General features: G+C 37.4%; 16 protein-coding genes. 7 read left to right on the top strand and 9 right to left on the bottom strand.

Translation table 11 applies throughout. The features are described from left to right. Both ABVT42_RS00455 and metB read right to left on the bottom strand, forming a co-directional pair. Window positions 1–1,449 carry an aspartate kinase gene (locus ABVT42_RS00455; protein ID WP_353873123.1) on the bottom strand — a complete coding sequence of 483 codons (1,449 nt, stop codon included), beginning with the start codon at window positions 1,447–1,449 and terminating at the stop codon, window positions 1–3. Beyond that, window positions 1,433–2,629 (bottom strand): cystathionine gamma-synthase, encoded by a 1,197-nt coding sequence (gene metB / locus ABVT42_RS00450; RefSeq protein ID WP_353873122.1) that lies wholly within the window; start codon window positions 2,627–2,629, stop codon window positions 1,433–1,435. Before metB ends, ABVT42_RS00455 begins: the two co-directional genes overlap by 17 nt. 202 nt (window positions 2,630–2,831) lie before the next feature. On the opposite strand from metB, the gene metJ reads away from it, so the two are divergent. Beyond that, entirely contained in the window at window positions 2,832–3,125 is a 294-nt protein-coding gene (gene metJ, locus ABVT42_RS00445; protein WP_353873121.1) for a met regulon transcriptional regulator MetJ, read from the top strand. A 207-nt stretch (window positions 3,126–3,332) separates the two neighbouring features. Here metJ and cysK read toward each other — a convergent pair whose 3' ends face one another. Together cysK and cysG are read right to left on the bottom strand one after the other, a co-directional pair. Next, complete coding sequence (cysK, locus tag ABVT42_RS00440) at window positions 3,333–4,289, bottom strand: cysteine synthase A (protein WP_353873120.1); 957 nt, start codon at window positions 4,287–4,289, stop codon at window positions 3,333–3,335. 28 nt (window positions 4,290–4,317) lie between these two features. Continuing rightward, complete coding sequence (gene cysG, locus ABVT42_RS00435) at window positions 4,318–5,745, bottom strand: siroheme synthase CysG (protein ID WP_353873119.1); 1,428 nt, start codon at window positions 5,743–5,745, stop codon at window positions 4,318–4,320. A gap of 982 nt (window positions 5,746–6,727) precedes the next feature. Here cysG and ABVT42_RS00430 point away from each other — a divergent pair. Then, window positions 6,728–7,723, top strand: coding sequence for a LysR substrate-binding domain-containing protein (locus ABVT42_RS00430; RefSeq protein ID WP_353873118.1), 996 nt, complete (start codon window positions 6,728–6,730; stop codon window positions 7,721–7,723). 156 nt (window positions 7,724–7,879) lie between these two features. Then, window positions 7,880–11,575: a methionine synthase gene (gene metH / locus ABVT42_RS00425; protein ID WP_417281466.1), complete on the top strand. Its 3,696-nt coding sequence runs from the start codon at window positions 7,880–7,882 to the stop codon at window positions 11,573–11,575. Between the two features lie 130 nt (window positions 11,576–11,705). Here the strand turns inward: metH and ABVT42_RS00420 are convergent, their stop codons facing one another. Together ABVT42_RS00420 and ABVT42_RS00415 are read right to left on the bottom strand one after the other, a co-directional pair. Continuing rightward, window positions 11,706–14,039 carry a two-component system response regulator gene (locus ABVT42_RS00420; protein WP_353873117.1) on the bottom strand — a complete coding sequence of 778 codons (2,334 nt, stop codon included), beginning with the start codon at window positions 14,037–14,039 and terminating at the stop codon, window positions 11,706–11,708. A 564-nt stretch (window positions 14,040–14,603) separates the two neighbouring features. Further along, window positions 14,604–15,098, bottom strand: coding sequence for an acyl-CoA thioesterase (locus ABVT42_RS00415; RefSeq protein WP_353873116.1), 495 nt, complete (start codon window positions 15,096–15,098; stop codon window positions 14,604–14,606). Window positions 15,099–15,599: 501 nt separating this feature from the next. Between ABVT42_RS00415 and ABVT42_RS00410 the strand changes: the two genes are divergently transcribed. Further along, window positions 15,600–16,259, top strand: a complete 660-nt coding sequence (locus ABVT42_RS00410; protein ID WP_353873115.1) for a glutathione S-transferase family protein — start codon at window positions 15,600–15,602, stop codon at window positions 16,257–16,259. A gap of 180 nt (window positions 16,260–16,439) precedes the next feature. Here ABVT42_RS00410 and ABVT42_RS00405 read toward each other — a convergent pair whose 3' ends face one another. Continuing rightward, window positions 16,440–17,660, bottom strand: a complete 1,221-nt coding sequence (locus ABVT42_RS00405; RefSeq protein ID WP_353873114.1) for a hypothetical protein — start codon at window positions 17,658–17,660, stop codon at window positions 16,440–16,442. Between the two features lie 972 nt (window positions 17,661–18,632). Here ABVT42_RS00405 and ABVT42_RS00400 point away from each other — a divergent pair. The 3 genes from ABVT42_RS00400 to ABVT42_RS00390 all read left to right on the top strand — a co-directional run bounded on the left by ABVT42_RS00400 (window position 18,633) and on the right by ABVT42_RS00390 (window position 24,102). Then, complete coding sequence (locus tag ABVT42_RS00400) at window positions 18,633–18,803, top strand: hypothetical protein (RefSeq protein WP_353873113.1); 171 nt, start codon at window positions 18,633–18,635, stop codon at window positions 18,801–18,803. Window positions 18,804–18,859: 56 nt separating this feature from the next. Next, entirely contained in the window at window positions 18,860–20,545 is a 1,686-nt protein-coding gene (locus tag ABVT42_RS00395; protein WP_353873112.1) for a TonB-dependent receptor domain-containing protein, read from the top strand. A 1,703-nt stretch (window positions 20,546–22,248) separates the two neighbouring features. Continuing rightward, a complete protein-coding gene (locus tag ABVT42_RS00390) occupies window positions 22,249–24,102 on the top strand; it encodes a hypothetical protein (protein WP_353873111.1) in 1,854 nt (617 codons plus the stop codon). Between the two features lie 73 nt (window positions 24,103–24,175). On the opposite strand, the gene ABVT42_RS00385 is transcribed toward ABVT42_RS00390, so the two are convergent. Both ABVT42_RS00385 and ABVT42_RS00380 read right to left on the bottom strand, forming a co-directional pair. Continuing rightward, window positions 24,176–24,898 (bottom strand): SGNH/GDSL hydrolase family protein, encoded by a 723-nt coding sequence (locus ABVT42_RS00385; protein ID WP_353873110.1) that lies wholly within the window; start codon window positions 24,896–24,898, stop codon window positions 24,176–24,178. An 18-nt stretch (window positions 24,899–24,916) separates the two neighbouring features. Beyond that, window positions 24,917–26,323 (bottom strand): aminotransferase-like domain-containing protein, encoded by a 1,407-nt coding sequence (locus ABVT42_RS00380; RefSeq protein WP_353873109.1) that lies wholly within the window; start codon window positions 26,321–26,323, stop codon window positions 24,917–24,919. Window positions 26,324–26,612 lie beyond the last annotated feature (289 nt).

Genomic DNA, 26,612 nt, shown 5'->3' with positions numbered 1-26,612 from the left:
TTAATTCACTGCCTCTGTTGTCAATTCAATAGTTTCGTGTTTTGAGCGATTAACTAACTCTTGCGAAATATCATGAGAATGCAGAATACGGTTAGTGGTTTCAAAAAACACGTCGTAAATTTTTGCTAAAATCGTCTGCCATTTATCAGAAAGCAGAACAACATTGATAATTAATTGATTACTCGCAATGACCGAAGCGGTTTCAGTTTCAGGGGTTGTTTTTCTTGAGCTAATCAATAAAGATAGCCTATCAATTTTTTTTGAACAATTTGTTACGCCTTGTCCTACTATTGATATCACAGAACATTTTTGGCGAACAATTAACATTTTTAAAGCAAAGTTTTGCAAAATACTTTCCAGCAGTGGCAATTGACTTTCAGCAATGATATATCGAGCTTGTTTTTGTGTTTTTTGCAATAAAAATAAATTAACATGACTTTCAAAAAGTCGATGGAAAGCTTGCTCAATTGTTGATAACGAAACGCCTTCAAGGTCAATTTCAACTTCGCTTAAGTTATGGCGTATAGCAATAGATTTCGGTTTATCAAATTCACTTAAAAAGCTAACTACCGTTCCGCTTTTTTCCGGTTCTAATGATGACTTTACAAAAAGCGGTATTTTATTTGCTTTTAGCGGTGAAATCGTTTTTTGATGGAGAACATTGGTTCCTATAGATGCTAATGCCTCAGCTTCGTCAAAAGTCAGCTGTTTAATTGGTTGTGCATTTGGAATAATTCGAGGGTCTGCTGTAAAAATACCACAAACATCAGTCCATAATGTAACACTTTGAGCATTCAAAAAACTAGCCAGTAATGTCGCACTATAATCACTACCATTACGTCCTAAAGTAACTGTTTGACCAGATTGATTTTTGGCTATGTAACCGGTTACGATTGCTCTTTCATTAAAGCGACCATAGGTATGCTGGCGAATTCCCTCATTAAAATAGTTTTTATCAAAATATGAGGGCTTTTCTATGGCATCACTTCTAAATATTTCTCTTGCGTCAATAAAGATGGCAGCAATATCTGACTCTAGTAAGAGAGCAGTTAATAGTTTTGCCGACCAGACTTCTCCATATGATAAAATTTCTTCTTCTGATAAACAGGATGTCTTAATTTTTTCAATATCGCCGAGGAACTCATCCAGCAGGATATCGGGTGAGCGCAGCACAGACTGAACCAACAGAGTAAAAAAGTTGACAATTTTTTCAATAGCAATCAGGTTACCTTGATTAATTTCAACCAAGAGATCAGTAATATTGCCATTTGCAGAAACAACAATATAATCATTACTTTGTGTTTGTGTTTTTATAATATTGACGATACGTGCCAACTTTTGTGAATCAGCAAGACTCGATCCACCAAATTTATGGACACTTAGCAAAAGCCCATCGGAATCGATGGGCTCTTTTAAATTAATATTATTCAGACTATCCATTACTGACATCTCTAACTTCACCAAGTCTGCAACTGGCAAAACCATTTTCAAGATCTTCAACTAAATCTTCAACATTCTCTATCCCAACAGATAAACGCAATAAGTTTTGTGCGATACCAGCCGTCTTTTGATCTTCTAAGGCAACAGCAGCATGAGTCATTGTAGAGGGATGACAAACCAAACTTTCAACACCGCCCAATGACTCAGCCAATGAAAAAGTTGAAAGGCCAGTCAAAAATCTTTCTACATCACTAACATCACCCTTTAGTTCAAATGAAATCATTGCACCAAAACCATTTTGTTGTTTGGCGGCTATTTCATGTCCAGGATGCGATGCAAGACCAGGATAATAAACTTTTTCTACTTGAGGATGCTGATCTAAATACTCAGCAATAGCCTGTGCATTTTTAGTATGGCGTTTAACACGAACATCTAAAGTTCTTAACCCTCGCAAGATTAAAAAACTATCAAAAGGAGAACCAGTAATTCCAGTACAATTTGCCCACCACTTCAAATCTTCATAGAGTTTTTCAGTTTTTGCAACAACCGCACCGCCAACCACATCACTATGACCATTAATATACTTTGTCGTTGAATGCACTACGATATCCGCACCTAATGCAAGCGGTTGTTGTAAAACCGGAGATAGAAATGTGTTGTCTACAACAACAATAGCGCCCTTCTCTTTTGCCAACTTGGCTACTTTAGCAACATCAACAATTCGTAAAAGTGGATTGCTAGGCGTTTCAATCCAAACAATTTTTGGATTATTTTCTAATGCCGCCAATAAAGCGCTTTCATTAGTTTGATCAACAAAGTCAACATCAATTAAGTTACGTTCACTAAACGAGCGAAATAGTCGAAAACTACCGCCATAACAATCATGAGGCACAAGAATTTTTTCGCCTGCTTTAAGCAGTTGTAAAACCAAAAATATGGCAGACATACCGGTTGATGTAATCACGCCACCAAAACCGCCTTCTAAATCAGCAATAGCTTGCCCCAAAATCTGGCGAGTAGGATTACCAGAGCGGGTATAGTCAAATTCTCTTGGCTGATTAAAACCGGCAAAACTATAATTAGTCGACATGTACAAAGGTGGCGTGATTGAACCATGTTGTGTATCGGTTTCAATACCTGCACGAACAGCGATAGTATCTAGTGATGGCTTATTGGTAACTTCGCTCATTTTTACACCTTTGATTTTAAGCATTTAATAACAGCAATTAGTAATATTAAGGCTGACAAGAACATTCAAACACCTTAACGTAAAGACATATAGACGTCTATACAGCCGGAAGTATATTTATATATTTCAACTTGTCAAGCTGTTTGCGAGATAAAAATGATGTAAAATATTTTTAGTTGATTAAAAAGTGAGGTTATTCAGAGTGAAAGAATGGGATGGGGAGTTTATCAATCCCTACGTTGAACATGGTGAAAAGAAAAACAACGTTAAGAAAATTACGGTATCAATTCCATTTTCAGTATTAAAAATACTGACTGATGAGCGTACTCGACGCCAGGTATCAAATTTACGTCACGCAACCAATAGTGAGCTGTTATGCGAAGCATTTTTACACGCTTACACCGGCCAGCCACTGCCAAGTGATGATGATTTAAGCAAAGAGAAAGAAGATTACGCCGAGCGAATGATGCGCGAACAAGGAAAAGACCTTCCTTAATTATGTTGCGCCACAATAATTCATTCCTTTAATAATACCTTCTTAATATATATAAAAATAAAATCCCTGCCTTTTATCAGATTTTACTTCTTATATTTCTTCAATGTTGTCTAGTTTATACTCACATCAGATGATTATTCACTCATCTGATGTGAGTCGTTTAATTGTTTCTTTAGCGTAGCAACAATTTGATGTAGCTATTTTGAATTATTTAAGTGTCGCTAACACGTCATCATCTGAACCTTCAGCAATATCGGCAAATAGCGGTGTACTCAAATAACGCTCTCCAGTGTCTGGCAACATCGCTAAAATAGTCGAACCTTCAGGTGCAGTTTCTGCCACTTTTAATGCGGTCGCAAAGGTACCACCAGCAGAAATACCACAGAAAATACCTTCATTTTGTGCCAGCGCCAGCGAAGTTTTGATTGCATCATCATCGGCAACCGGAATGACTTTATCAATTACTTCACGGTTTAACACTTCAGCAACAAAATCAGGCGTCCAACCTTGGATTTTATGCGGCGCCCATTCTTTACCGCTTAACAATGCAGCGGCTTCAGGTTCAGTTGCAATAATTTGAATATCGGGACGAGCAACTTTTAGCACTTCGCCAACTCCTGTAATTGTTCCGCCCGTACCATAGCCACTGACAAAATAATCTAGTCTTTCGCCCGCAAAATCTCTCAAAATTTCTGGTGCAGTCGTATTTCGGTGATAGGCAGGATTAGCCAAGTTTTCAAACTGACTTGCCAAAAACCAACCATTTTTTTCTGCAAGTTCAGCTGCGACTCTAACCATGCCAGTGCCTCTCTCAGCAGCCGGAGTCAATACAACTTTTGCGCCAAGAGCACGCATAATTTTACGTCGCTCAACAGAAAAAGTTTCGGTCATAGTTGCCACAAATGGATAACCTTTGGCCGCACACACCATTGCCAAAGCGATACCGGTATTTCCTGAAGTCGCTTCTACAACCGTTTGTCCAGGTTTCAATAAACCTTTCTGCTCTGCGTCAGTAATAATTGCATAAGCCAGTCGATCTTTTACAGACGCCAATGGATTAAAAAATTCGGCTTTGACGTACATATTGACATGCTTTGGCGCCAAGCGACTGATTTTAATAATAGGAGTATTACCAATTGTGTCTAATATAGAATCGTATTTCATGCTCATTTTCCTATAAAAATAATAAAAATTACATTGCCGAGTTGGCGACCTGGGCATACTGCAAACGAGCATCAACTAACTCGCCAGAATTAAACCAGTGTAACTGTGTAGCTAAGGCAGTCACTTCACCGACTATAATTAAAGCAGGTGCCTGTATATTTTGCGTTGAAACGGCTGATGGCAACTCACCCAGACGTGACAAAATAACTCTTTGCTCTGAAGTTGTCCCCTTTTCAATGACCGCAACAGTTGTCGACTCAGATAAACCGTTAGCAATCAATTTATTGCTGATTTTTGTGCCTTTAGCTAAGCCCATATAAAAAACCAGCGTTTGATTCGCTTTTGCTAATGCTTGCCAATCAACTCGATCACCCTCATCCTTTTCGTATGCGGTAACAAAGTGGATTGATTGCGAATAATTTCGATGAGTTAAAGGTATCCCCGAATAACTTGCACATCCTGATGCGGCCGTAATACCAGGCACGACCTCATATGCCACCTGGTGTCGGGTTAAATATTCAAGTTCCTCACCGCCACGGCCAAAAATCATTGGATCTCCGCCTTTCAAGCGAACAACATTAAGTCCTTTTTGGGCCTCATCAACTAACAACTGATTTGTCTTTTCTTGTGCGACAAAATGTTTACTAGAACGTTTGCCAACAAAAATAAGGGTTGCATCACGACGAATGCAATCGAGTATTTCTTCACTAACTAACGCATCATATAGTACTACATCAGCTTTTTGTAAAATTTTAAGCGCTTTCACCGTCAACAGCTCAGCCGCTCCAGGTCCCGCTCCAACCAGATAAACTTTACCTGTTCTAGAATAACGCTGCTGATAACTATCAAATAGACTCTCAGTTGATCCACTCACTACCGAGTCATCATTAATTGCCGACTCAATAAACCACTCAGAAAAACGGCGTTTATCTTGGAAGCGCTCAAAACGAGCTTTAATTTTAGGTCTTAAATCTTTTAACCTTTCAAGCAAGCTACCCAGGTTTCGAGGCAATAGCCATTCGATCTTTTCTCGAATTTTTCTAGCAAGTACCGGAGAAATCCCCGAACTGGAAACGGCAATCAATAAGGGGGATCGATCAATGACTGCTGGCATAATAAAGGTGCTTAACTCTAAATCATCAACAACATTGACCCAGATATTTTGTTTTTGTGCAGCGATACTCACCTGTCGATTGACAAATTTATCATCGGTTGCTGCGACCACTAAATAAAAATCTTTGATTATTTCAGGTACAAATGTCTCTCCAATCAACGCCACACTATCAGCATGTTTAAGTGCAATTTCTTTTACCTCAGTGGAGAAACAAGGACTTAACATAACAACTTGACTCTGCGCCTTAAGCAAGTGTTTTAACTTACGGGCGGCAACTTCACCACCACCGACAATCAGGCAACGTCGCCCTTGCATTTGTACTGTGATAGGTAAATAGTCCACGGCTAATCTCTCAAAAATTGGTCAAAAATTTAAATACCGTGCAATAAGAACACTTTCCTCTGCAAACCAGAAATAGAGATTGGCTCTGTAAACATAACCAACAGAAATACCCACGAAACATAAGGGCTAAACTAGTGAATTTGTCCATTTAAAACTATTATTAATAATTATTGCTATTCCATCTCAAGAGTGGTACATTTGCCGACATCTTTACGTCTGGACGTCCAAAGCAGTGAAGAATATGTGTTATTGCAAGTTGTTTATACCCACTAACTAGACGACAAGAGTATTTGTTGATTTGTATCCTTCGATATGAGTTGTCAGCTACCGAATTTATTGGCTTACCAATAGATAGATGAAAATCTGAAAATAGTGGTAAAAAGTGAATGAAATGACTATCAATTTTCAGTTGCAATTGTGACTCGCTGTGAGCACATTTAAGTGAGCACAGCTAAAACAAATTGGTAAACTGAGATAGGTTTAGTGCGTAAAAATGTGAAACCAGCAACGCTTACTAGAAACCAGCTGCACTTAAAATTAACCGATGCAACATTGCGGCGTGATTTAGCTTTAAATGACAGAATGTAATCTTAAATAAGAGATTACCAACAGGGCGTTGTCAGAAGATTAAATAATTAAATCGCACGATATCTCGCTATAGATTATCCGACCATAGGTTATCCCACTATAGGCTATGGGACATGATTTGGCACATGATGTGTTGGATTTTATATTGAAGGTTTTTTTGGATATTAGGTTTTAGATGTTAAATGCAAGATTTGATGTTGATCGTTAAATATGACAGTGTTAACAATTTTAATGATGTAAACACCCTATCTGCAAAACAAGTTATTTAAATCATAACTTTTCGCTTAATCATGGATAGATAGCAATGATATAAGCTTGATACTTGAGTCAATGAGTCTAGTTAACACACCAAGTAAAACAAGCTTAGCAATAGAAGTAACATGAGTTATTACAAATGAAATTACACCAGTTAAAATATTTGGTTGCCATTGTTGATAATAATTTCAACATTACGGCTGCGGCAGAAAAAATTTATACCTCACAGCCAGGTATCAGCAAACAGCTTAAGTTACTGGAAGACGAACTCGATCTAAAAATTTTTGAGCGTAGTGGTAAACAACTAATTGGTTTAACCGCATTAGGTGAGGATGTTGTCAAGCACGCTCGTCGCTCTTTACAGGAAGTCGAAAACATCAAACGCCTGGCGCAAGATAAAAACAAAATTGAAACAGGTAGTTTCAGTATTGCAACAACGCAAACACAAGCCAAATATGTTTTACCTGAAGTATTTAAGCGATTTCATGCGCGTTATCCAAGCTTGCAAATTGACATTCAACATGGTTCGGCAGAACAAATGAATGATCAACTGGAAAGAAAGCAAATCGACTTTGCAATTGCTTCTGATAATGCTGCTCTATCACCTGATATTATAAAAATCCCTTGTTATCACTGGGATCGAATTATTATATTTCCTCAAGATCATCCACTAGGTGATTTGACTAACCCTACATTAGAAGATTTAGCCGAATATCCAATTATCACTTATAAAGAGCCGGCAGTTGGTGAATCAAGTTTAGTAAAAGGCATGAAAGCCAAAGGATTATCACCCAATATCGTATTTACTGCTCGGGATGCTGATGTCATCAAAACTTATGTACGTAATGGTTTAGGAATTGGCATTATTGCCAGCATGGCTTTTAACCCTAAAATTGATAATGATTTAATTGGCTTTTCAGCAAAATCCATTTTACCTCGATGCACGACTTGGATTGCCTTTAACAAAAATTTATTGTTACGAGGTTATATGTATTGCTTTATTGAACTGTTTGCACCGCATATTACAAAAGAATGGTTAAATGGTTACATCAATAAAGAAATGAGTGCAGAACAAAATAATGCCGAAAAAAATAATGAGAACTCTCTTCCTATGCATCGAATGTGGCATATTTAAATTCATTATTTTTAAAACTTTTGATTGCATGTAATCATAAGGAAATACCGTTTTATCACAATTTAGTGTATAAAAATGTCATTTCCTAATCTTAAAAATACCAAGCAATCTAAATAAACCAACAACCGGAAAAACTGATTACCAGTTAAAAAAACAATGATGAGCAACCAGACAGAATTATTAAAGCAACAACTACAGGATCGTATACTACTGCTTGATGGTGCAATGGGCACAATGATTCAATCCTATGGTTTTGAAGAAGCCGACTATCGCGGAGAAAGATTTAAAGACTGGCACTGTGATCTAAAAGGCAATAATGATTTATTAAGTTTGACCCAGCCTGAAACCATAAAAGCAATTCATCGCGAATATTTAGAGGCGGGTTCTGATATTATTGAAACTAATACTTTTAATGCAACCACTGTCGCAATGGCTGACTACAATATGCAATCAATCAGTCGCGAAATTAACTTTGAGTCGGCAAAAATTGCTAAGCAAGTTGCTCAAGAACTATCGACCCCAGAAAAGCCTCGGTTTGTAGCTGGCGTACTTGGCCCAACCAATAAAACCAGTTCTCTCTCTCCCGATGTCAATGATCCCGGATATCGAGCAATCAATTTTCAACAGCTAAAAGAAGCCTATTATGAATCGGCCAAAGCATTAGTTGAAGGTGGTGCGGATATTATTTTGATTGAAACTATTTTCGACACTTTAAACGCAAAGGCCGCAATTTATGCTGTTGAAGAGTACTTTGAGAATGAAAATGTTCACCGCCCAGTTATGATATCAGGTACCATTACTGATGCATCAGGTAGAACACTGACCGGTCAAACAACTGAAGCATTCTTTAATTCACTGCGTCATGCAAGACCAGTGAGCTTTGGCCTAAACTGTGCGCTTGGAGCAAAAGAACTAAGACCATACATTAGTGAACTTTCACATATTGCAGACTGTTACGTTTCAGCCCACCCTAACGCGGGCTTACCCAACGAGTTTGGTGGTTATGATGAAACACCAGAAGATATGCAACAAGAACTTGCTGAGTGGGCCGCAGAAGGCTTATTAAATATCGTCGGCGGTTGTTGCGGAACAACTCCCGCTCATATTAAAGCACTGAATGAAATTGCAGAAAAATATCAACCTAGAAAAATTCCCGAAAAACCGATAGGATGTTATTTATCGGGACTTGAACCACTGACTATCAATAGCAATTCCTTATTTATTAATGTTGGTGAGCGCACTAATGTAACCGGCTCAGCAAAATTTTTACGCTTAATCAAAGAAAATGATTTTGAAACTGCACTTGATGTTGCTCGCGATCAAGTAGAAAACGGCGCTCAAGTTATCGACATTAATATGGACGAAGGAATGCTCGACTCTATCGCCAGTATGCAGCGTTTCCTCAATTTAATTGCTGCTGAACCCGATATTTCCAAAGTTCCTATTATGATCGACTCTTCAAAATGGGAAGTCATTGAAGCTGGTTTGCAATGTGTACAAGGCAAAGGAATTGTTAACTCTATTTCAATGAAAGAAGGTGAAGCTGAATTTATTGAACAAGCAAAAAAAGCAAGACGATATGGTGCGGCAGTTATCGTCATGGCATTCGATGAAACTGGTCAGGCTGATACTCTACAACGCAAAATTGAAATCTGTGAGCGAGCTTACCACGTACTCACTCAAAAAGTTGGTTTTCCCGCTGAAGATATTATTTTTGATCCCAACATTTTTGCAATTGCAACTGGTATTGAAGAGCATAATAATTATGCGGTTGATTTCATAGAGGCAACTCGATGGATAAAGCAAAACCTGCCGGGCGCTATGGTTTCCGGAGGTGTGTCTAACGTTTCTTTTTCATTTCGCGGAAATAATCCGGTGCGCGAAGCAATTCATGCCGTATTTCTCTACTATGCTATTCAAGCTGGTATGGATATGGGGATCGTTAATGCAGGGCAGTTAGAAGTTTATTCAGAAATTGAGCCAGAATTAAAAGACGCCGTCGAAGCGGTTGTTTTAAATACCAAGAGTAATGCGACAGAAACACTTGTTGACCTGGCTGAAAATTATTTGCAGGGTGCAAGCCAGGAAAAAGAAGACAATCGACTAGCCTGGCGCGATCAACCAGTAAACAAACGAATAGAACATTCCTTAATTAAAGGTATTACCGAGTTCATCGAAGAAGATACAGAAGAAGCTCGCCAAAACTGTGAACGGCCATTACATGTAATCGAAGGCCCACTAATGGACGGTATGAATATCGTTGGTGATTTATTTGGTTCAGGCAAAATGTTTTTGCCTCAGGTTGTTAAATCTGCACGCGTTATGAAAAAAGCGGTTGCCTATTTAGAACCATATATGGAAAAAGAAAAGAAAGATTTGAATCTCGAAAATTCTAGTAAAGGAAAAATTCTACTAGCAACAGTTAAAGGCGATGTACATGATATCGGTAAAAATATTGTTGGCGTTGTCTTGCAATGTAATGGCTACGAAGTTATTGATTTAGGCGTCATGGTTAGCTGTGAAAAAATCATTGAAACTGCGAATAAAGAAAAGTGCGATATTATCGGACTATCGGGTCTAATTACACCCTCATTGGATGAAATGGTTCACGTTGCCAAAGAAATGCAGCGCCAGAAACTGAACTTACCCTTATTAATTGGTGGTGCAACAACCTCTAAAATACACACTGCTGTAAAAATAGAGCCAAACTACCAAGAATCCGTATTTTACATTATTGATGCTTCTAGAGTTGTCACTGCCGCCAGTCAGCTTCTTAGCGACGAGCATAAACCCAACTTTATCGTACAAACTAAAAATGATTATCACGAATTACGTGAGCAACGTAATAGTAAACAGTCGAAAGTAAAAATAACCGATCTTGATGAAGCCAGAAAATTTAAGGCGCCAATCGATTGGCAAAATTATGCTCCGACTAAACCAACATTTTTAGGAGAAGAAGTTTTTGAGGACTTCCCTTTAGAAAGCTTGATAGACAGACTTGACTGGACACCATTTTTTAGAAGCTGGGAGCTAGCGGGTAAATATCCCAAAATTCTTGATGATGAGCTGGTTGGCGAATCGGCACGTAAATTACATCAAGATGCAAAAAACATGTTGGAGCAAATTTTCGAGAATCGTTGGCTTTCTGGTAAGGGAGTTATCGGTTTTTACCCGGCTAACACCGTTGATTATGATGACATTGAAATTTATACCAATGAAAATCGTGATGAAGTTTTAAAACGACTGTTTTTCTTACGCCAGCAAAAACAAACCCGTCCCGGCAAAGCCAACTTCAGCTTATCAGATTTCATTGCACCTAAAGATTCAGGTGTTGCCGACTTTATTGGCTGTTTTGCTGTCACCGCAGGGATCGGTATTGACGAACATGTACAACGGTTTGAAAATGCACATGATGATTATTCAGCTATCTTATTAAAATCATTAGCCGATCGACTCGCAGAAGCATTTGCAGAAAGAATGCATGAAATGGTGCGTAAAGAGCTTTGGGGCTATGCCGCCGATGAATCATTTAGTAATGAAGATTTAATTGCCGAAAGATATCAAGGCATTCGCCCCGCACCTGGCTACCCTGCTTGCCCCGATCATACAGAAAAAGGAACATTATGGGAGCTATTAAAACCCGATGAACGTATAGGCTTACGTATCACAGAAAATTTTGCCATGTATCCAACTGCGGCAGTTTCAGGCTGGTATTTTTCTCATCCAAACGCCCAATTTTTTGGCGTAGGAAAAATTTCAAAACAGCAAGTAGAAAGTTACGCAAAACGAAAAGGTTGGGATTTAGCAACCGCTGAACGTTGGCTTTCACCTAACCTTGGATATGATAATTAAGAATGAATGAACGCCAGTGCCAAGAATCATTAACCACACTGGCGTATTTCTTCGAGTCAACAATTGATTAAGATTTAATTTTCACTTTGATATAGAATCTAAATCTAAATCGAAAATAAAGAGTAAGGAGTTAAGAGTTAAGTTTTTCAAGTTTACCCAAATAAAAGCCTTGTAGTTGATTAATTTCTCTTGCTTGTAATAAATCCAATTCAATTGCTGTTTCAATATGTGTGGCGATTACTTCAATATTTTCCTGATTAGCCGTTTTCACTATCGCATCAATTAAATGACGTCGAGGTATACTGGTGGCTAATTCTCGGGTTAAAGAAGTATCCAGTTTAATGGCATCAATTGGCATTTGTGGTAAATTTAGCAGTGATTGAGTATTCATTCCAAAATGGCTAATAATAATACCAAAACCATATTCTCTTAATTTAGCCAAATGCTTTTTCCACTGCGGAAATTTAAATAAATCTTCTTCACCTAGTTCAAATCTTAAACGACTGGCAGGCAACCCAGATCTTTGCCAAAGTTCAAATAGATAATCACGAAAAGATTCATCTGAAATTGCCTCAACAGACAAACTTAAACTAAACCATCCGCGCCCGTGTGGATGATTAATACAGTATTCAATCAACTGGTTGATGACCAATTTATCAATTTCTTTAATAACACCAAAACGTTTGGCATCTGACATAAAAATCGCTGGAGAGATCAGCGTATTATTTTCGCTTAGTCGTAAATAGCAGTTTGTCCCCACCTGCTCTTTAGGGTCGGTTGCACTAAATACTGGTTGTTGTAATAAGGAAAATTCTTGGTTTTGCATTGCCAGGTTTAAACGTTTAAACCAATTCCCCTGTAAATCAGCCTGACTTTCTTGATCAAACAGTGCCCATTGATTACGTCCTTTACGCTTAGCGACTTGACATGCCTGGTCAGCTTGAGCCAGTAATTCACCAACCGATAATCCTTTTTGATTAACCTCACTCAACCCGATTGATCCGGTCACGCTGTATATTTTTTCATGCCAGAATAGTGATGATTCTTCTAAGAGACTACGATACTTTTCAGCTAGCTCAGCATATTCTTCTGGTTTAACTTCTGTGAGCAAAACAACAAATTCATCACCTGCGAGCCGGCCAATAAAGTCAGTATCACGCGAGCGTAAACTTAAGCTTTCAGCCAGATTAATTAATAACTGATCGCCTGCTGCATGGCCTAACTCATCATTGATTAATTTAAATTTATCTAGATCAATAAAAAGTAGTAAAGCAGAATCATGCGTGCGTTTTGCACGATTAAGTTCTCGATTCAAAATCTCTTCAAAAGCATTTCGATTGAGTAATCCCGTTAAATGATCATGATTCAGACGCCATTGCCAATTTTTCTCGAGGCGCTCTTGCTCAGAAATATCTCTAAATACAACCACACTCCCCTGCTGGTCAGTACCATCGCCCAATTGTGTCACACTACATTCAACCGGAAATAGAGAACCATCAGCTCGCCTGAAAAGTGTTCGCCAATCTCGCAATTCATCTCCTAATAAATAAGCTTGCTGTAAAAAGCAATGCTCAAAAGAAGTTGGCTGTCCACGATTATCTGTTGGATGAATAGTTTTGTGTGGAAAAGCCCCGATGAGTTCGGCCACTGATTGACCTAACAAACTCAACGCACCAGGATTAACAAATTGGATCCTGCCATCAGGTGTAACACCAAATACACCTTCTGCGACAGAATTTAATAAACCAATCAATCGAGAACGTTCTTTCTCTACCTGGCGCTTTCGCTCTACACTACTTAGCAAAGCACGAATACGTGCTAAAAATAAATCTGCAGATTCATTTTTAAACATACACTCGCGCGCGCCTGCTTGCAGACATTCATCAACTACCGACTGTTTATACTGTGCTGTTAACACCGCACATTCCAGTTCGTGAGTTGATTCGCACTCTTTGATTTTTTGGCAAAGTTTTGCGCCTGTTTCACCCGGCATAAAATAATCAATAATCGCAATGTCGTACTGGTTGTGCAAAGCCAACGCAAAACCCTCTTTTACATTAGCCGCTAAATCAACAATAAAACCTTGCTGCATTAATATCTTTCGATATTTAACCTGTACTGTTTTTGAATCATCGACAAATAAAACGCGAGTCGGATTTCTATTAAAATCAGCAGCAGAAAGGCGTTTTAAAAATGCAGTTAAACGACTTAATTGTTGAGTTGGCGAAATGTTCTTTAGCGAAAAGATTTGTAATTGAGAGTACCTTAGTGATATACGAACTAAAAAGTCCTGATATTCGGTAATGGTTAAATCAACAATAATTCCTTCGGGGACAGGAAAGGCTTCCAGCCAGCGCTGTAGTTCAGCCACCGAAGCGAAACAACAAAAATCGATATGCCGCTCTGCTAAAAAGGTTTTAATAAATTGAAATTTATCACTATTTTCAAGTAATACAACAGTCACTCAACAACACCGATGGTAAGCCTATGAATACATATTAACGATATTTTTGTTATGCCTTTCTATTTGCATCATTTTTAATTTACTTAGTCTTAACAAGACCATCACAAGAGAACCAGTAACTTAAGCGTCTATTATTCAAATAGTCGAAAATGTTTTTTCAGAATAAAAAAACGTTATCTATTTAGTCTAGCTCAATATTTCGAGCGCCGTTAAAGAAAAGCGGTTATTTAGTCTAAAAATCCGATAAAGCGTAAAACAACTTATTGATTGATGCTTGTTACAAACTGATGTTTGCAAGGTAAATTATTGGGCGCTTCATTATACAAGGTGAACGCTAAGCCTATATTGGTTAGTCGATAGTAATGCGATGGGATATTACATGAAAGAGATATGAACACCAACCGGTCAAATTAATCTATCATGATTAGAAAATTAACCGGAGATAATTAGAGGGCAATTTGTTTGTTTTGAATACAGTAGCCCCCAATACCCTCTTTATAGATACTCTAAAGAACCACTCAATAAAACACCTATTCATGATGAACAAAATTTAAAATCGCACAGTTAATTTAAATTGGCAGCCAGTTTTGACACAAGTACATCAGGAATTTTGCACGTTTTACCCAAATTGTAATCAAAAAATACGATTTCTCCACTTCCTTGAGCGGCGAGTTGATTAAGTTTTTGGCTATGAATGAAATATTGCATTGTAAAGCGTTTTTCTCGAATGGCCGTTACTTGAGTATAAATACGAACTTCATCGGGATATGTCAGCGGTGCCAAGTACTGACACTCCGTTGTCCCCAGTATAGGGCCGACTTGGTGTTGCTGCATATATTGATTCATTCCTATTTCTTCAAAATAAGCAATTCTTACATTTTCAAAATATCGAAAATAAACGACATTATTAACATGTTGAAAAGCATCCATATCTCCCCAATCTATCGCTTGAGTAATTTGAAAATCCATAGCATCAATATTTAAAGCTTTTCGTTCAACAATCTTTTTGGATTTCACTGTCATTGATTCTGTATTATCTGAATCAGGTTTATTTACCATTTGGTGTTTCCTAATTTTACTAAGACACTATTCATTATTGTCAGGAGAATAATTCCCATAGGGTTATTCGTATAGACTTATTTACGCGGGCTTATTTGTGCAGATTTATGCACATCAACTGATTCATACTGACTTGATATAATCCATCGTAGTAATCATCTGCCAAACAACTAATTGCAGTCATCATCGACTATAAACATCCTATTATAACCTTAAACCGAGCATGGATATTTAATTGTAACACCAATCTTAACATATTAATTTTAATAGTCTTTTTATATTTTTCCGTGTATTAATACGATTAAGCATTTAAATTTTTAATAATGACGATATATCTAACCAAATATATTGGAAATGACGCTGCATTTAGAGATATTTGTGAGTATACTGTGCTTCCTGCAATAAACAATCGTTACCATTAATTTAGAAAAGCAGTCAGATTTTAAACTAATCAATCACCTACCCGGATTATATTTAATTTTAATCAGAGGAAGTTATTCCATGTCACTACAGCCCATTGAGTTAATCAGTTTTAGCGTATGTCCCTATGTTCAACGATCTGTTATTACTTTATTAAAAAAAGAAATTGATTTTAAAATATCCTTTATTGATTTGGCAAACAAACCAGATTGGTTTTTAAAAATCTCACCGTTAGGCAAAGTTCCTGTATTAAAGTATGGTGACACAGTGATTTTTGAGTCTGCGGTAATCAATGAGTTTTTAGATGAAGTCACACCATCCAGTCTATTACCAACAGATCCTTTAGAAAAAGCGGTTATGCGCGGCTGGATTGAGTTTTCTGGTCAAGTATTACTCAGTCACTATGGCACAATGATAGCAAACACACACGAAGATTTTCAGAAAAGTTTAGCCGACTTAAAAAGTAAACTAGGTAGACTAGAAGAAATTGCCAGTGATAATGCCACCTATTTTAATGGTCAATCTTTCACCTTACTAGACTCAGCCATTGCACCACTTTTCGTCCGTTTGAATTATTATTTAAAGTATTTTCAAATTGATGTATTGAGTGATTTTCCTAAACTTAACGCAATAAGCCGGTATTTATGCGCGCAAAGTTATGTACAAAAATCTGTAGATGATAAGTTTGATAACGATTACCGAAATTACCTAGCCAGCAAAAACAGCATTTTGTTACAGTAATAGAATAATAAATAAGTTGGTAAACATAGCGCTAATTGAATCCTGTTTTTTCTAACAATAATGGCGTAGTTAAGAGGATAAAATTATAGCGCTACATTTTATGTTTAGCTTGTATGTTTAGCTTGTATGTTCAGAATCTATATTTACTATTTTTTTCGATTGTCTTGATTGTTAAACCAACTAGCAATGCTCAAAATAAATTCGATAGCAAGAAGACCAAATCGGATAAGAAACATCCAGCATATAACAAACAAAATCCTTTTTATCCAAACCCGACATTTCAAACATATAGTCATTTAAATGACCATATTTAAGACCATCAGACTCTTCTGCCACAGGAGAGTCCAGATTAATAATTTTAAGTTCTGGAAACTCAGGTAATTTGTCATCCCATATTTCATCTAAACTCAAATCTCCTTCAAAAAGGTGATTACCAGAATAGCATCCAACATTAACGGTACTGCGAATATCGAGCTGACGCTCCATAAATACCATCATAATTAATCTTTTTGTTGGATTTTTAATTGAAATCGCGGTCGAACTACTATGAGTATCACTGTTTAGTGGATTTTGAATGGCATCGGGATTACTAAACAAAAAAGTCGCATCGAATGGTTCTTGAGGTTGACGCACATTATTAAATACCAAGCATTCATGCTTTTGGGAATAGCCTGAATAACCCTTAATTAACTTGGGGCTCGAAAAATTTTCGACAATTGCTGCACCAAAATTCTTTTTGGGTAAATTATCTTTACTTCCTAAAATATGAGGCTCTTTAAAAACGGGGTCTCCAGTTTTTGCATAGTACTGAAAAAAAGGTCGAGCCGAACTGGTATGAGAAATTCCCTGCTTAGAAACCAGCGCTGTTTCATGTAAATAATCAGAGCGCTTGGCATTCACTCTTAAAACGTAGGCAGCAAATAAAACGTCAGCTTTTTCACCGATCAGCTCACTAATCGATTGGTAATACCTTTGTCGTTTATGAAGTGATGAGGCACTTGTATTTTCCTGACCAACTTCGCTCGCAGCATCCTGAATCATTCGCTTGAGTTCAGAATGCGAACGGCTGTAATTTTTTATATTATCTTGAAACGTTTCAAGCGCTTTTGATGCCTCTTTCACATACAACGCAGAGAGTTTCTTCTTACGACACTGCTCAACAAATTCTTGAACGCCAGCAACGCCAGGCAACATACATATAACATCAAAACCGTTATGACTACGATTAACAGCATTTAACACACGTTGACTATTCGAACGATTAATCCCTAACCATTTTGACATTCCAGAAATGGAACAAGCTGATTGAGGAAACTCTTTTATTAAATGCCTGAACACATTTTTTAGTTGCTCACCATTTCTGCTTAAGGCAATTAAATCTTCTTTCTCTAGTTGTGACATAATTTCAAATGACTTTATTGATACTTCTTTAATTAAGAACCTTTTGTAAAATGTTCTTATGCTAATAGATCTGCGTAAATAGTTTTGTCGAGACTATTTGTTCGAACAATTTTTTATTGAATAATGCTTAAATTAATGTAACCCACTTTAGTACAATCACTTTAACTATATAAAATTGGCTATTATGGTTTCACCTTCTTTCGGCCTACTTATATTGTTGTATCTTTGTTTTGTAATTGATTATTTTGTTGTTTTATCTTTGTTGTTTTATCTTTGCTATTTTATATTTAATCTTATACTTAATCTTATATCATTATTCTTGTATTGATATTGTATTTTATATTATTGCGCCTTCGCTATTATACTTTTACTATTGTGCTTTTACTTTGTGCTTTTACTTTGTACTTTTACTAGTTTAACAAGGTACTGAGCAAGCTGGTTTTTATAATCACATTATTCAGTATGTGTCCTAAGGCACTAATGTATCAGGAAATTTGCAGCAGTCAATTATTAAATTGGATATTTAATTGTCTTTACTATTAAATCTTATATGCATCCTGAAATAAATTTATTTATCAAACATGCTAACTGAAAGAATGTTACTTAAGATTCTAACAACCAACCTATTTTAGCTAACTGTTTTAACCCGCAAAGATCTAATCAATACATCTAATTTTTTATATAACTCATCATTAAATTATCGAAGTATTTAATATTGTCTTATTAAAATTTAACCGCTATCTTTTTGAGTATCTCAGATACACTCCCTGATGTAAAATTATATTATTAAATAATATAATTACTACAACCTAAGAGAACAAAAATCGTTAAAGCTGCAAAAATACCATTGGCAATTAAAGAGTAGTTAACAGTTAATACATACATATCTCAGATACACATCTCAATAAATTTACGGACTTTGCTTCACTATTGCTAAATAAAAACACTTTTGCTTTTGATTGGAGTATTTAAATGGCTACGCCAACAACCGTCATTGATTCCGCAACGATTGAAATGTCAGGCGTCAAAAATATTGGCGATCTGATGCATAAAATGCCTGCCTTACTCGATGGTATCGGTGGAAGCAGTAATAATGATGCGGCGCATCGGCAATCTATGGTGCCGATGCAGTTACCGGCGTAGTTAACGTCATTTTAAAAAAGGACACCCAAGGAATTCTTCTGGACATTTCTGCAGGCATGACCGGTGAAAGCGATGGGGAAACTACCGATTTTGCTATTACTTGGGGGAATAATTTTGCTGATGATAAAGGTAATGTAACCGTTCATTTATCCTATTCAGAAGAAAAAGAAATTCCGATGACAGCCCGTAGTTATGCCGTTCGAGATCCTTCATTTCTGCCCAACCCAGTCAATACCGGGCCAGATGACGGTATTGCAGATGCAAACGGTAACCCGGTATGCCGCAGTGGTAACATTGCATGTGTTCCGTATAATCCAATCAATAATCTTGCTTCACCAGAGGCGCTTAGTTATGCTTCGGTTGTTCTAATACGCACTGATGAAATAAAACAAACAGTTGCCTCTTTTTCATTTAATGGTGACTTGTTCGAAATGCCTGCAGGCATGGTCGCATTTGCCGCCGGACTGGAATATCGAGACGAAAAGTCTAAAAGCACACCCGATCCACTAACCCAAGCAATTGACCCAGATGGTGTTGGCTCAGGCTTAGTTGGTTCAACGACAGGTGCAAGCCGCAGTGAAAACTCATTTGTATTGCCTACTCGTGGTGATTACAAAGTAAAAGAAGTTTTCTTCGAATCAATTTTTCCATTACTTATCGATCAAGGTATTGAATCATTAGACTTTGAAGTCGCAGCCAGATATTCAGATTATAATACAACAGGCGGTGATTCAACTTACAAGTCGGCACTTAATTTGACCATTAACGAAATGATTCGAACTCGAGTAACCTACTCTCTCGCTGTAAGAGCACCAAACGTTCAGGAGCTATTTTCGCCTCAACAAATTCAGGGACGGTTTGTAACGGTTCCTTGTGATGCGAACAATTTAAATTCAGGGCCTAACCCTGCCAATCGACAAAGCAACTGTGCTGCTTTAGGAATTGCTGATGACTTCCAGTCAGAAGCTGCATTTGGTAGCCGTAATGTTATTACTCAAGGTAACCTCGAACTAATTCCTGAAGAAGCTACTACCTTAACAGCTGGATTTGTGTTTACCCCATTCGATGCATTAAGTGTCGCTGTTGATTACTGGGATATCGAAATCGAAGATGCAATTACTAGCTTTGATTCAACTGATATTTTAAATAACTGTGTTGATAGCTCTTCATTAAATGCAGAGTTTTGTGGTTTGATCGCTAGAGATAATTCAGGTCAAATAAATTCAATAGCTGTTAAAAGTATTAACGCTGCTAAATTTAATGCTAATGGTGTCGATTTGGATGTTTTCTATCGTCACGGGTTGGATAATTCCACTCTGAATTTTTCATTCCAAGGAACTTATCTTGACGAGCGAAAGTTCCAGCAAAATTCAGAAAATCCTGAAGATATCAATAGTCAAGCGGGACAAGTTGCTACTCCACATTTCAGAGCATTAATTAACTCAGTTTATTCAATTGACAATATCAGTACTGCATGGACAATCAACTATATCGGTGAAAGTACCTTTAATAAAGTTGCTCAACCCGAACAATACCCTGACTGGTTTAACAATAAAGTGAAAGCTTATACTTATCACAGCTTAAACTTCTCTTATGAGTATAACGATGACTATCGATTTTATTTAGGTATTGATAATGTATTAGACAAAGAGCCGCCTAATTTACCCGGTCTTAACGCTGGTGGATTGTTGTATGACGGTATTGGACGAAAATATTACGCAGGCGTGAGAATTTCATTGTAGTTATAACTGCCCCTTTGACAGTGCTACTCTATGTGGCACTTTTTTTAACATTCACATTGTTCTTCAACAAACCACATGCGACTCTACGTTCTTTCTCGGGCAAGCCAAAAGCGACATTTTCATTTAGCTTATTAAGCTGGAACGCATTAATACCAAATTAATAATTTAAAATTTATTTAAGTAGCAACTTCTTGCAACACTTACTTTTTTTAATTTTTCTAACACAAAAAATCATTAAACAACACTTTAATTTTTTATTAACTACACGTTTACTACATCTAGATAATACACCAACAATAACAACACAAAAACCAGGAAAGCACACCATTACTTAGAAACTAAAAAGCAATAAAGCACCATCCGATTTTATCCTTTTTTAAATAAAATGCATTAGTCGGAGTAACAAAAATGATTTCAAAAAACATTAAGTAACGACTCAGATAAAAAAATAAATTTGAAAATAACCCAAAACACCTCTTTTCATCATTAGTCTGCTATGCACTAATTTTTCGACATTTATTATATAAATACAAAAAATGGTCAGATAATTTCACATTATGAAAATCTGCAAACCGCGCACGCCAGGGGCCAGAAGGAAATCCCAAAGCAAGTCAATATGAATATGGCTCAAATAGCCCAGCCCATTTAGGCGTTACACAATGACAATACTTGCACTTTAATACCTAGAAACGTTACAACAATTCATAACAACCATAGTCCCGCTTCTGGTAGTGGTCAACCTTACAGTTTTACCTGTCTAATAAACACGGTTAAGTTGAGTAATGGTTCATACCCAACCTTAAATGAGGCGAATTTTTCCGCAGAAGATGTAAAAAGATATCAGCTGTTTGCATTCAGTTGTAAACTGGTATTGTCCATCATCATTCATTTTTAAAAACTAACCATGTTCAAAATAAATTCCATCAGGTGACGGACCCATCGGATAGTACCGATCAATCAAGTAGCAAATCTGCCCCATCAAGCATCAGCAAATTCCTTAATATCATACCTAAATCAGCCACCAAACAATTTATTAAACTGCAAAATAAATTCAGTAAATAACAAATTACTACTTGAAAAATATCAAGCAGAACACATATTAATCTTAGATTGTTTGATATTAATTATTTTAAGCAATTTTTTTGAGTAATTTTTCATATATATACTCTTTATTCTGAATAGTTTAGTTTCATATTGTAACTTCAGAGCGTTGGCTTAACCAAGTGGTTCTCCCTTATGGTTATGCCTTTTTTATACCAAATAAAACGCTCTATACTTATCTTAAATTACAGTTGTTAATTTTTTATATTTTTTAGTTATGCATTTTAGATAACAGGAAAAATGTCAGTTTTACCATTTTTAGAAAGAGCTACATCTGCTTTATAAATTGGTTATATTCACATTGCCCACCACCAAGACAAACGACACCCTAGATTTACTTTCAGTTCTTTTAAGATTTTATCTTTAAATAAAATTGCATAAACCTCAAGCTGGGTGAGAACACACAATTAAAATAACCAAGTAATAACACACCAAATACATTTGGAGGAAAAATGAAGCATTCTGGTTTTCGTTTCAAACCATCCTGGCTAGCTTGTAGCTTACTTGCTGCATCAGGCCTAACTTCAACATTATTAACGCACAACAAAATTTAACCAGTGCTACCGATGAAGAGCAATCGGTAATCAGCCAAAATATCGTTAATGGAACGGAGACTCAGCAAGACTCTCGAACTTAACATTAATCCCCCCGATCCAAACTACGGAGCAAGAGCTGGCGTTTATATGGATAGAACCAGTTTGATCACCAGTTTTAAAAATGCACTTTCAACGCCTTATCATGATTGCTTGCTGGCAAACAGTGACAGTACTGACTACTTTCGAATATTAAGTCCAAACCAGGCAATTGTAAAAAATCCTGACAGCGAATTAACCCAGACTTTTATAACATCAATCGATAAATTTTTCAGTCACTTTTCACAAACCATTGCCTGGCAAGAACAATATGGTGTAGCAATGTATGACGAAGCAAACTGGGAAAATGAGTTTTCGCGTCAATCCAATATGACTGCTGAAAGCGCTAAGATTTACGCAGAAGATCATCCTGAAATTAATTTTTTCTTTATCGTCAATGAGCCAATGTCCTTACCAAAACATGGAAATTTCAGTCCTGGCGATGCGGTATTTTTTTCAGGGGTTGCTTGGCCTGGCAGCGCGCCAATGGCAGATATTTATCATAAACAAAGGCCTGCTTTATATCTAAGTTCAGATAGAGCCTACCCTTATCGAGCATCTGTCACTTATGTTAAACAAACTGATCAGCAAGGTGATAGTCATATTTATCCGGTACTTCAATTTAATTTTGCCGCCAATGCACCAATAAACCTAGGAAACGCAGTATGCCCCCCCGAAGGTAATGGGCCCTATAATATTTACTACCCTTTTTTTACCACAAACAATCCGCAAGGACACACATCATTTGACGAGCAAGCACTTTTACCGCCACCAAATTGGTGGTTCGAAAAGCAAAATGGCGGCTTACTTAACCCGCAAGAGTCTCCATCACAAATGATATTTGCAAGCAGTGGAATTTTTTCTGATGGCTTTTGGCAACTCAACACCAGTGTACCAACACCGCAATCACGGGTTTTGGGTAACCTGCAAAATCAACTGGATGTTGCCTTTAATCGGGGTCATGCGGTCAGCTGGTTTACCCTAGTCGGCCGAATTTCATCAAGTGGAGATCGAGATACAACCACCGGTTTGTTTACCAGTACAGTGACTCTCAGTCAACAAACCTGTACCGATCAAAACAAACCCAATTCCACCGCGAATTTAAAAGTTGGAATGCAAGTCATTTCTTTTGCTTCCAATATCCCATTAAAAATAAAATCGATTGTTGATGATCGTCATTTTACAGTAACTTCCCATCATCCAATAAAAGCACAAAACTCACTCTACCTGACTTTTGCTAATTTTTATCCCGCAGGAGGCACATGGAATCAATACGGTAAGTTTTTTCATGAAAGTGAAATTTCAATTGATGGTCGTGCTTATGCATTATCATATGATGATCAGGGTGGATTCAGTTCAACGTTAACATCAAATTGGAGTGATTCACCCAGTGAACTCACCATAACACTGGTATCTTGGTTTAAAGAGCTTGCGGTCGACTCACGCTTAGCCTGGCAAAATACCGGCGTAAAAGTTATTGCTGGCGAACCGGTGACAATTTGTTACCTCACTGGCCAGTGGAATGCCAACCCCGGATTAAGTCACCAGTTATATGGCGCTGAAGGCAATCAAAAGGTCGCTGCAACCCAGCCAGGGTATCCATTAACTAGCGTTGCCGAAGGTTCACTCATCGGGCGCATTGGTGCAAATGGACAACCATTTTACATTGGTAGCGGACCAACCCAAACACCGTCGAATGAAGAAGGGAATTTATTTTTATGTATCAATGATGATATTCACGGAGAGTATGGTGCAGGGTTAAACGACAATATCGGAAGCATTAGCGTGCAAATTATTGACTACCAATCTAAACAATCACACTGACGAATAACAATTTAATTGCAAAGCCATACCATCAGATTCAAGTTCTCTAATCATCCAAATCAGTTAAGGTAACTCAATACCTTAACTGAACATTATTTGTTAAATTATCATTTATTAAATTGATGAGTACAGGATAAATCAAATCAGCCAGAATTTGATGGCCACCATCATTTGGATGAATACCATCATTGGCATAAAATCCCGCTAAAAAATCGGTAGAAAAATTGCCAGACCTATCCGCAGATAAAAGCTTTAAAGCCTCATTAAATGTTTGAAACAAATCAAGGCTCTCACAATTCGATTGCTGTGCGATTTGTAAAGTCAATTCAGCATATCGTGCTAGATCTTGATTAGATATTTGTTGCTGATATTGATTGATTTTATTATCAACAAAATCCGCAATGGGTATCATTGTCATCAGCAGCACTTTAGCATTTGCATCTTGAGCTAACTGTATAGCTTCAACCAGATTTCTTTTAAAATATTCTAATGGAACCCAGTTTTTATTTTTATGAATTACCGCATCATTAATGCCATAATTAAATACGACAATTGGCTGTTCTTTTTTAAATACCCTCGCCTGCAATTCATTGGCGAGTCGGTGACGCAATCCATCTGTATTTTCACTCGGTACGCCTAAATTATACCAAAAGGTCTCCTCACAATTTTCCTTTAAAGTCGCAGGATTGGATAAATTTAAGAATCTGCTTCGAATCCGTTCAATCCATCCCCCCTTTTCCTTATCCTTCAAACCGAACGTTATCGAATCACCAAAAAATAATATTTTTATGGCCACTTTTTTCACAAGCCTCAATTAAAGTAACTGCCAGACTATCTGTGCAAGTGTTTTAATTACAAATGCGCCGTCAATTTCAGGATCGCACGCACAATTTATTCGAATGCAATGATTAAACTTATCAGACGCACTACATAGCTCTCCAGGGACAACCGCGATTTGCTGTTCAATGGCACCTTGATATACGCGTAAACCACTGACACCTCTGGGCAAAGTTATCCAAAGTATACAGCCACCAGTCGGCGAAGACACGATAGTGCCTTCAGGAAAATATTGCTTAACAAGACGCTGAAACCAATATACTTTTTGCGCCAGCTGGCGAGTAAGTTGACGTAAATACCGATCATAACGTCCACTGTCAAAAAATTCAGCAATCACCATTTGTGCAAAATTTGGCGCACTAATATTGGTGAAAGTTTTAAAATATGCAACGTCGGCAAAATACGCACCCGGCGCAATCCAGCCTACACGCAATCCGGATGCAATCGTTTTTGAGGCGGAAGAACAATAAAGCACTAGCCCCTTTTTATCGAAAGCTTTACAAGGTCGAATACGTGAACCATCAAACGATAAATCACCAAGTAAGTCATCTTCTATCAGCGGTATAGATTTTTCAGCTAACAATTCGACCAGGCGACGGCGATTGTTTTCTGACATATTTGACCCTAACGGATTACTGAAAGTTGGTACAATCGCTACCGCTTTAATCTCCCATTGTTCAATCGCCAATTGCAGCGCTTCAAGGCTCATTCCTTCGGTAGCATGACAAGGAATCTCTACGGCACGAAATCCTAAAGACTCAACCAATTGAAATAAGCCGATAAAACCAGGCGATTCTAATGCAATGGTATCTCCAGGTTGCGCAACAGCACGCAAACAAATCGATAATGCTTCGAGGCAACCATTAGTAATAATTAAATCTTCAGCGCTAATCTGGCAACCCGATTGGTTTAATCGCTTAACTAGATTTTCACGTAAAATAAGATTACCTTGCGAAAAATGAACGGCTAAAACATCATTCATTTGATTCTTAATAATAGCACCCGCCAATTTTTGCAGCACCTTTTGCGGCGCATAAGCCGAATGCGGGTAAGTGGTTCCTAGATTCATCACGCCCTCCACTTCACATTGTGCAAAAATTTGACTGGCTTTTTCATGAATTTTTACCGATTTAGGAACCAGTGGCGCAATTGAATCGGGATAATGATTAGCCGGTACATCCGGTGAATTGACGTAAAATCCTGACTTGGGGCGCGCATAAATCAAGCCACGCAGCTCCAATTCTTCAAGTGCCCGCTGAATAGTTGCAATGCTGACCCGCCGTTGAGTAGCTAAAAGACGAATAGATGGCAGTTTATCGCCAGGCAAAAATACCCCTTGAGCAATCAGCTCACGCAAATAATCAGCAATCTCTTGATACAGCATAGCCCTCTCCAGCTATCAGTCATTCCTGTTCCAGCGATACGGTCAATCATCTCAGCGAGTTTAGATACCGGTCTATCTGCTACAACACCTCAAATAAAGCAGTACAGATTCACTAATAAAAAACCATTACAGTATACAAATCACCAATCTGTACTGCAACAATTTATATTTTTTTGAATCTGTACTGTTTTGATAATTTTAGTTATTATCTTAAACCAATCAATAAGGCTGCAAAACTTTACCTTGTGATAACAACCATTACCAACGAATCGTTATTACCAACTAATTT

It is taken from the genome of Aliikangiella maris (assembly GCF_040719265.1).
Classification (GTDB): domain Bacteria; phylum Pseudomonadota; class Gammaproteobacteria; order Enterobacterales; family Kangiellaceae; genus Aliikangiella; species Aliikangiella maris.
This window is presented reverse-complemented; position numbering and strand designations above follow the sequence as displayed.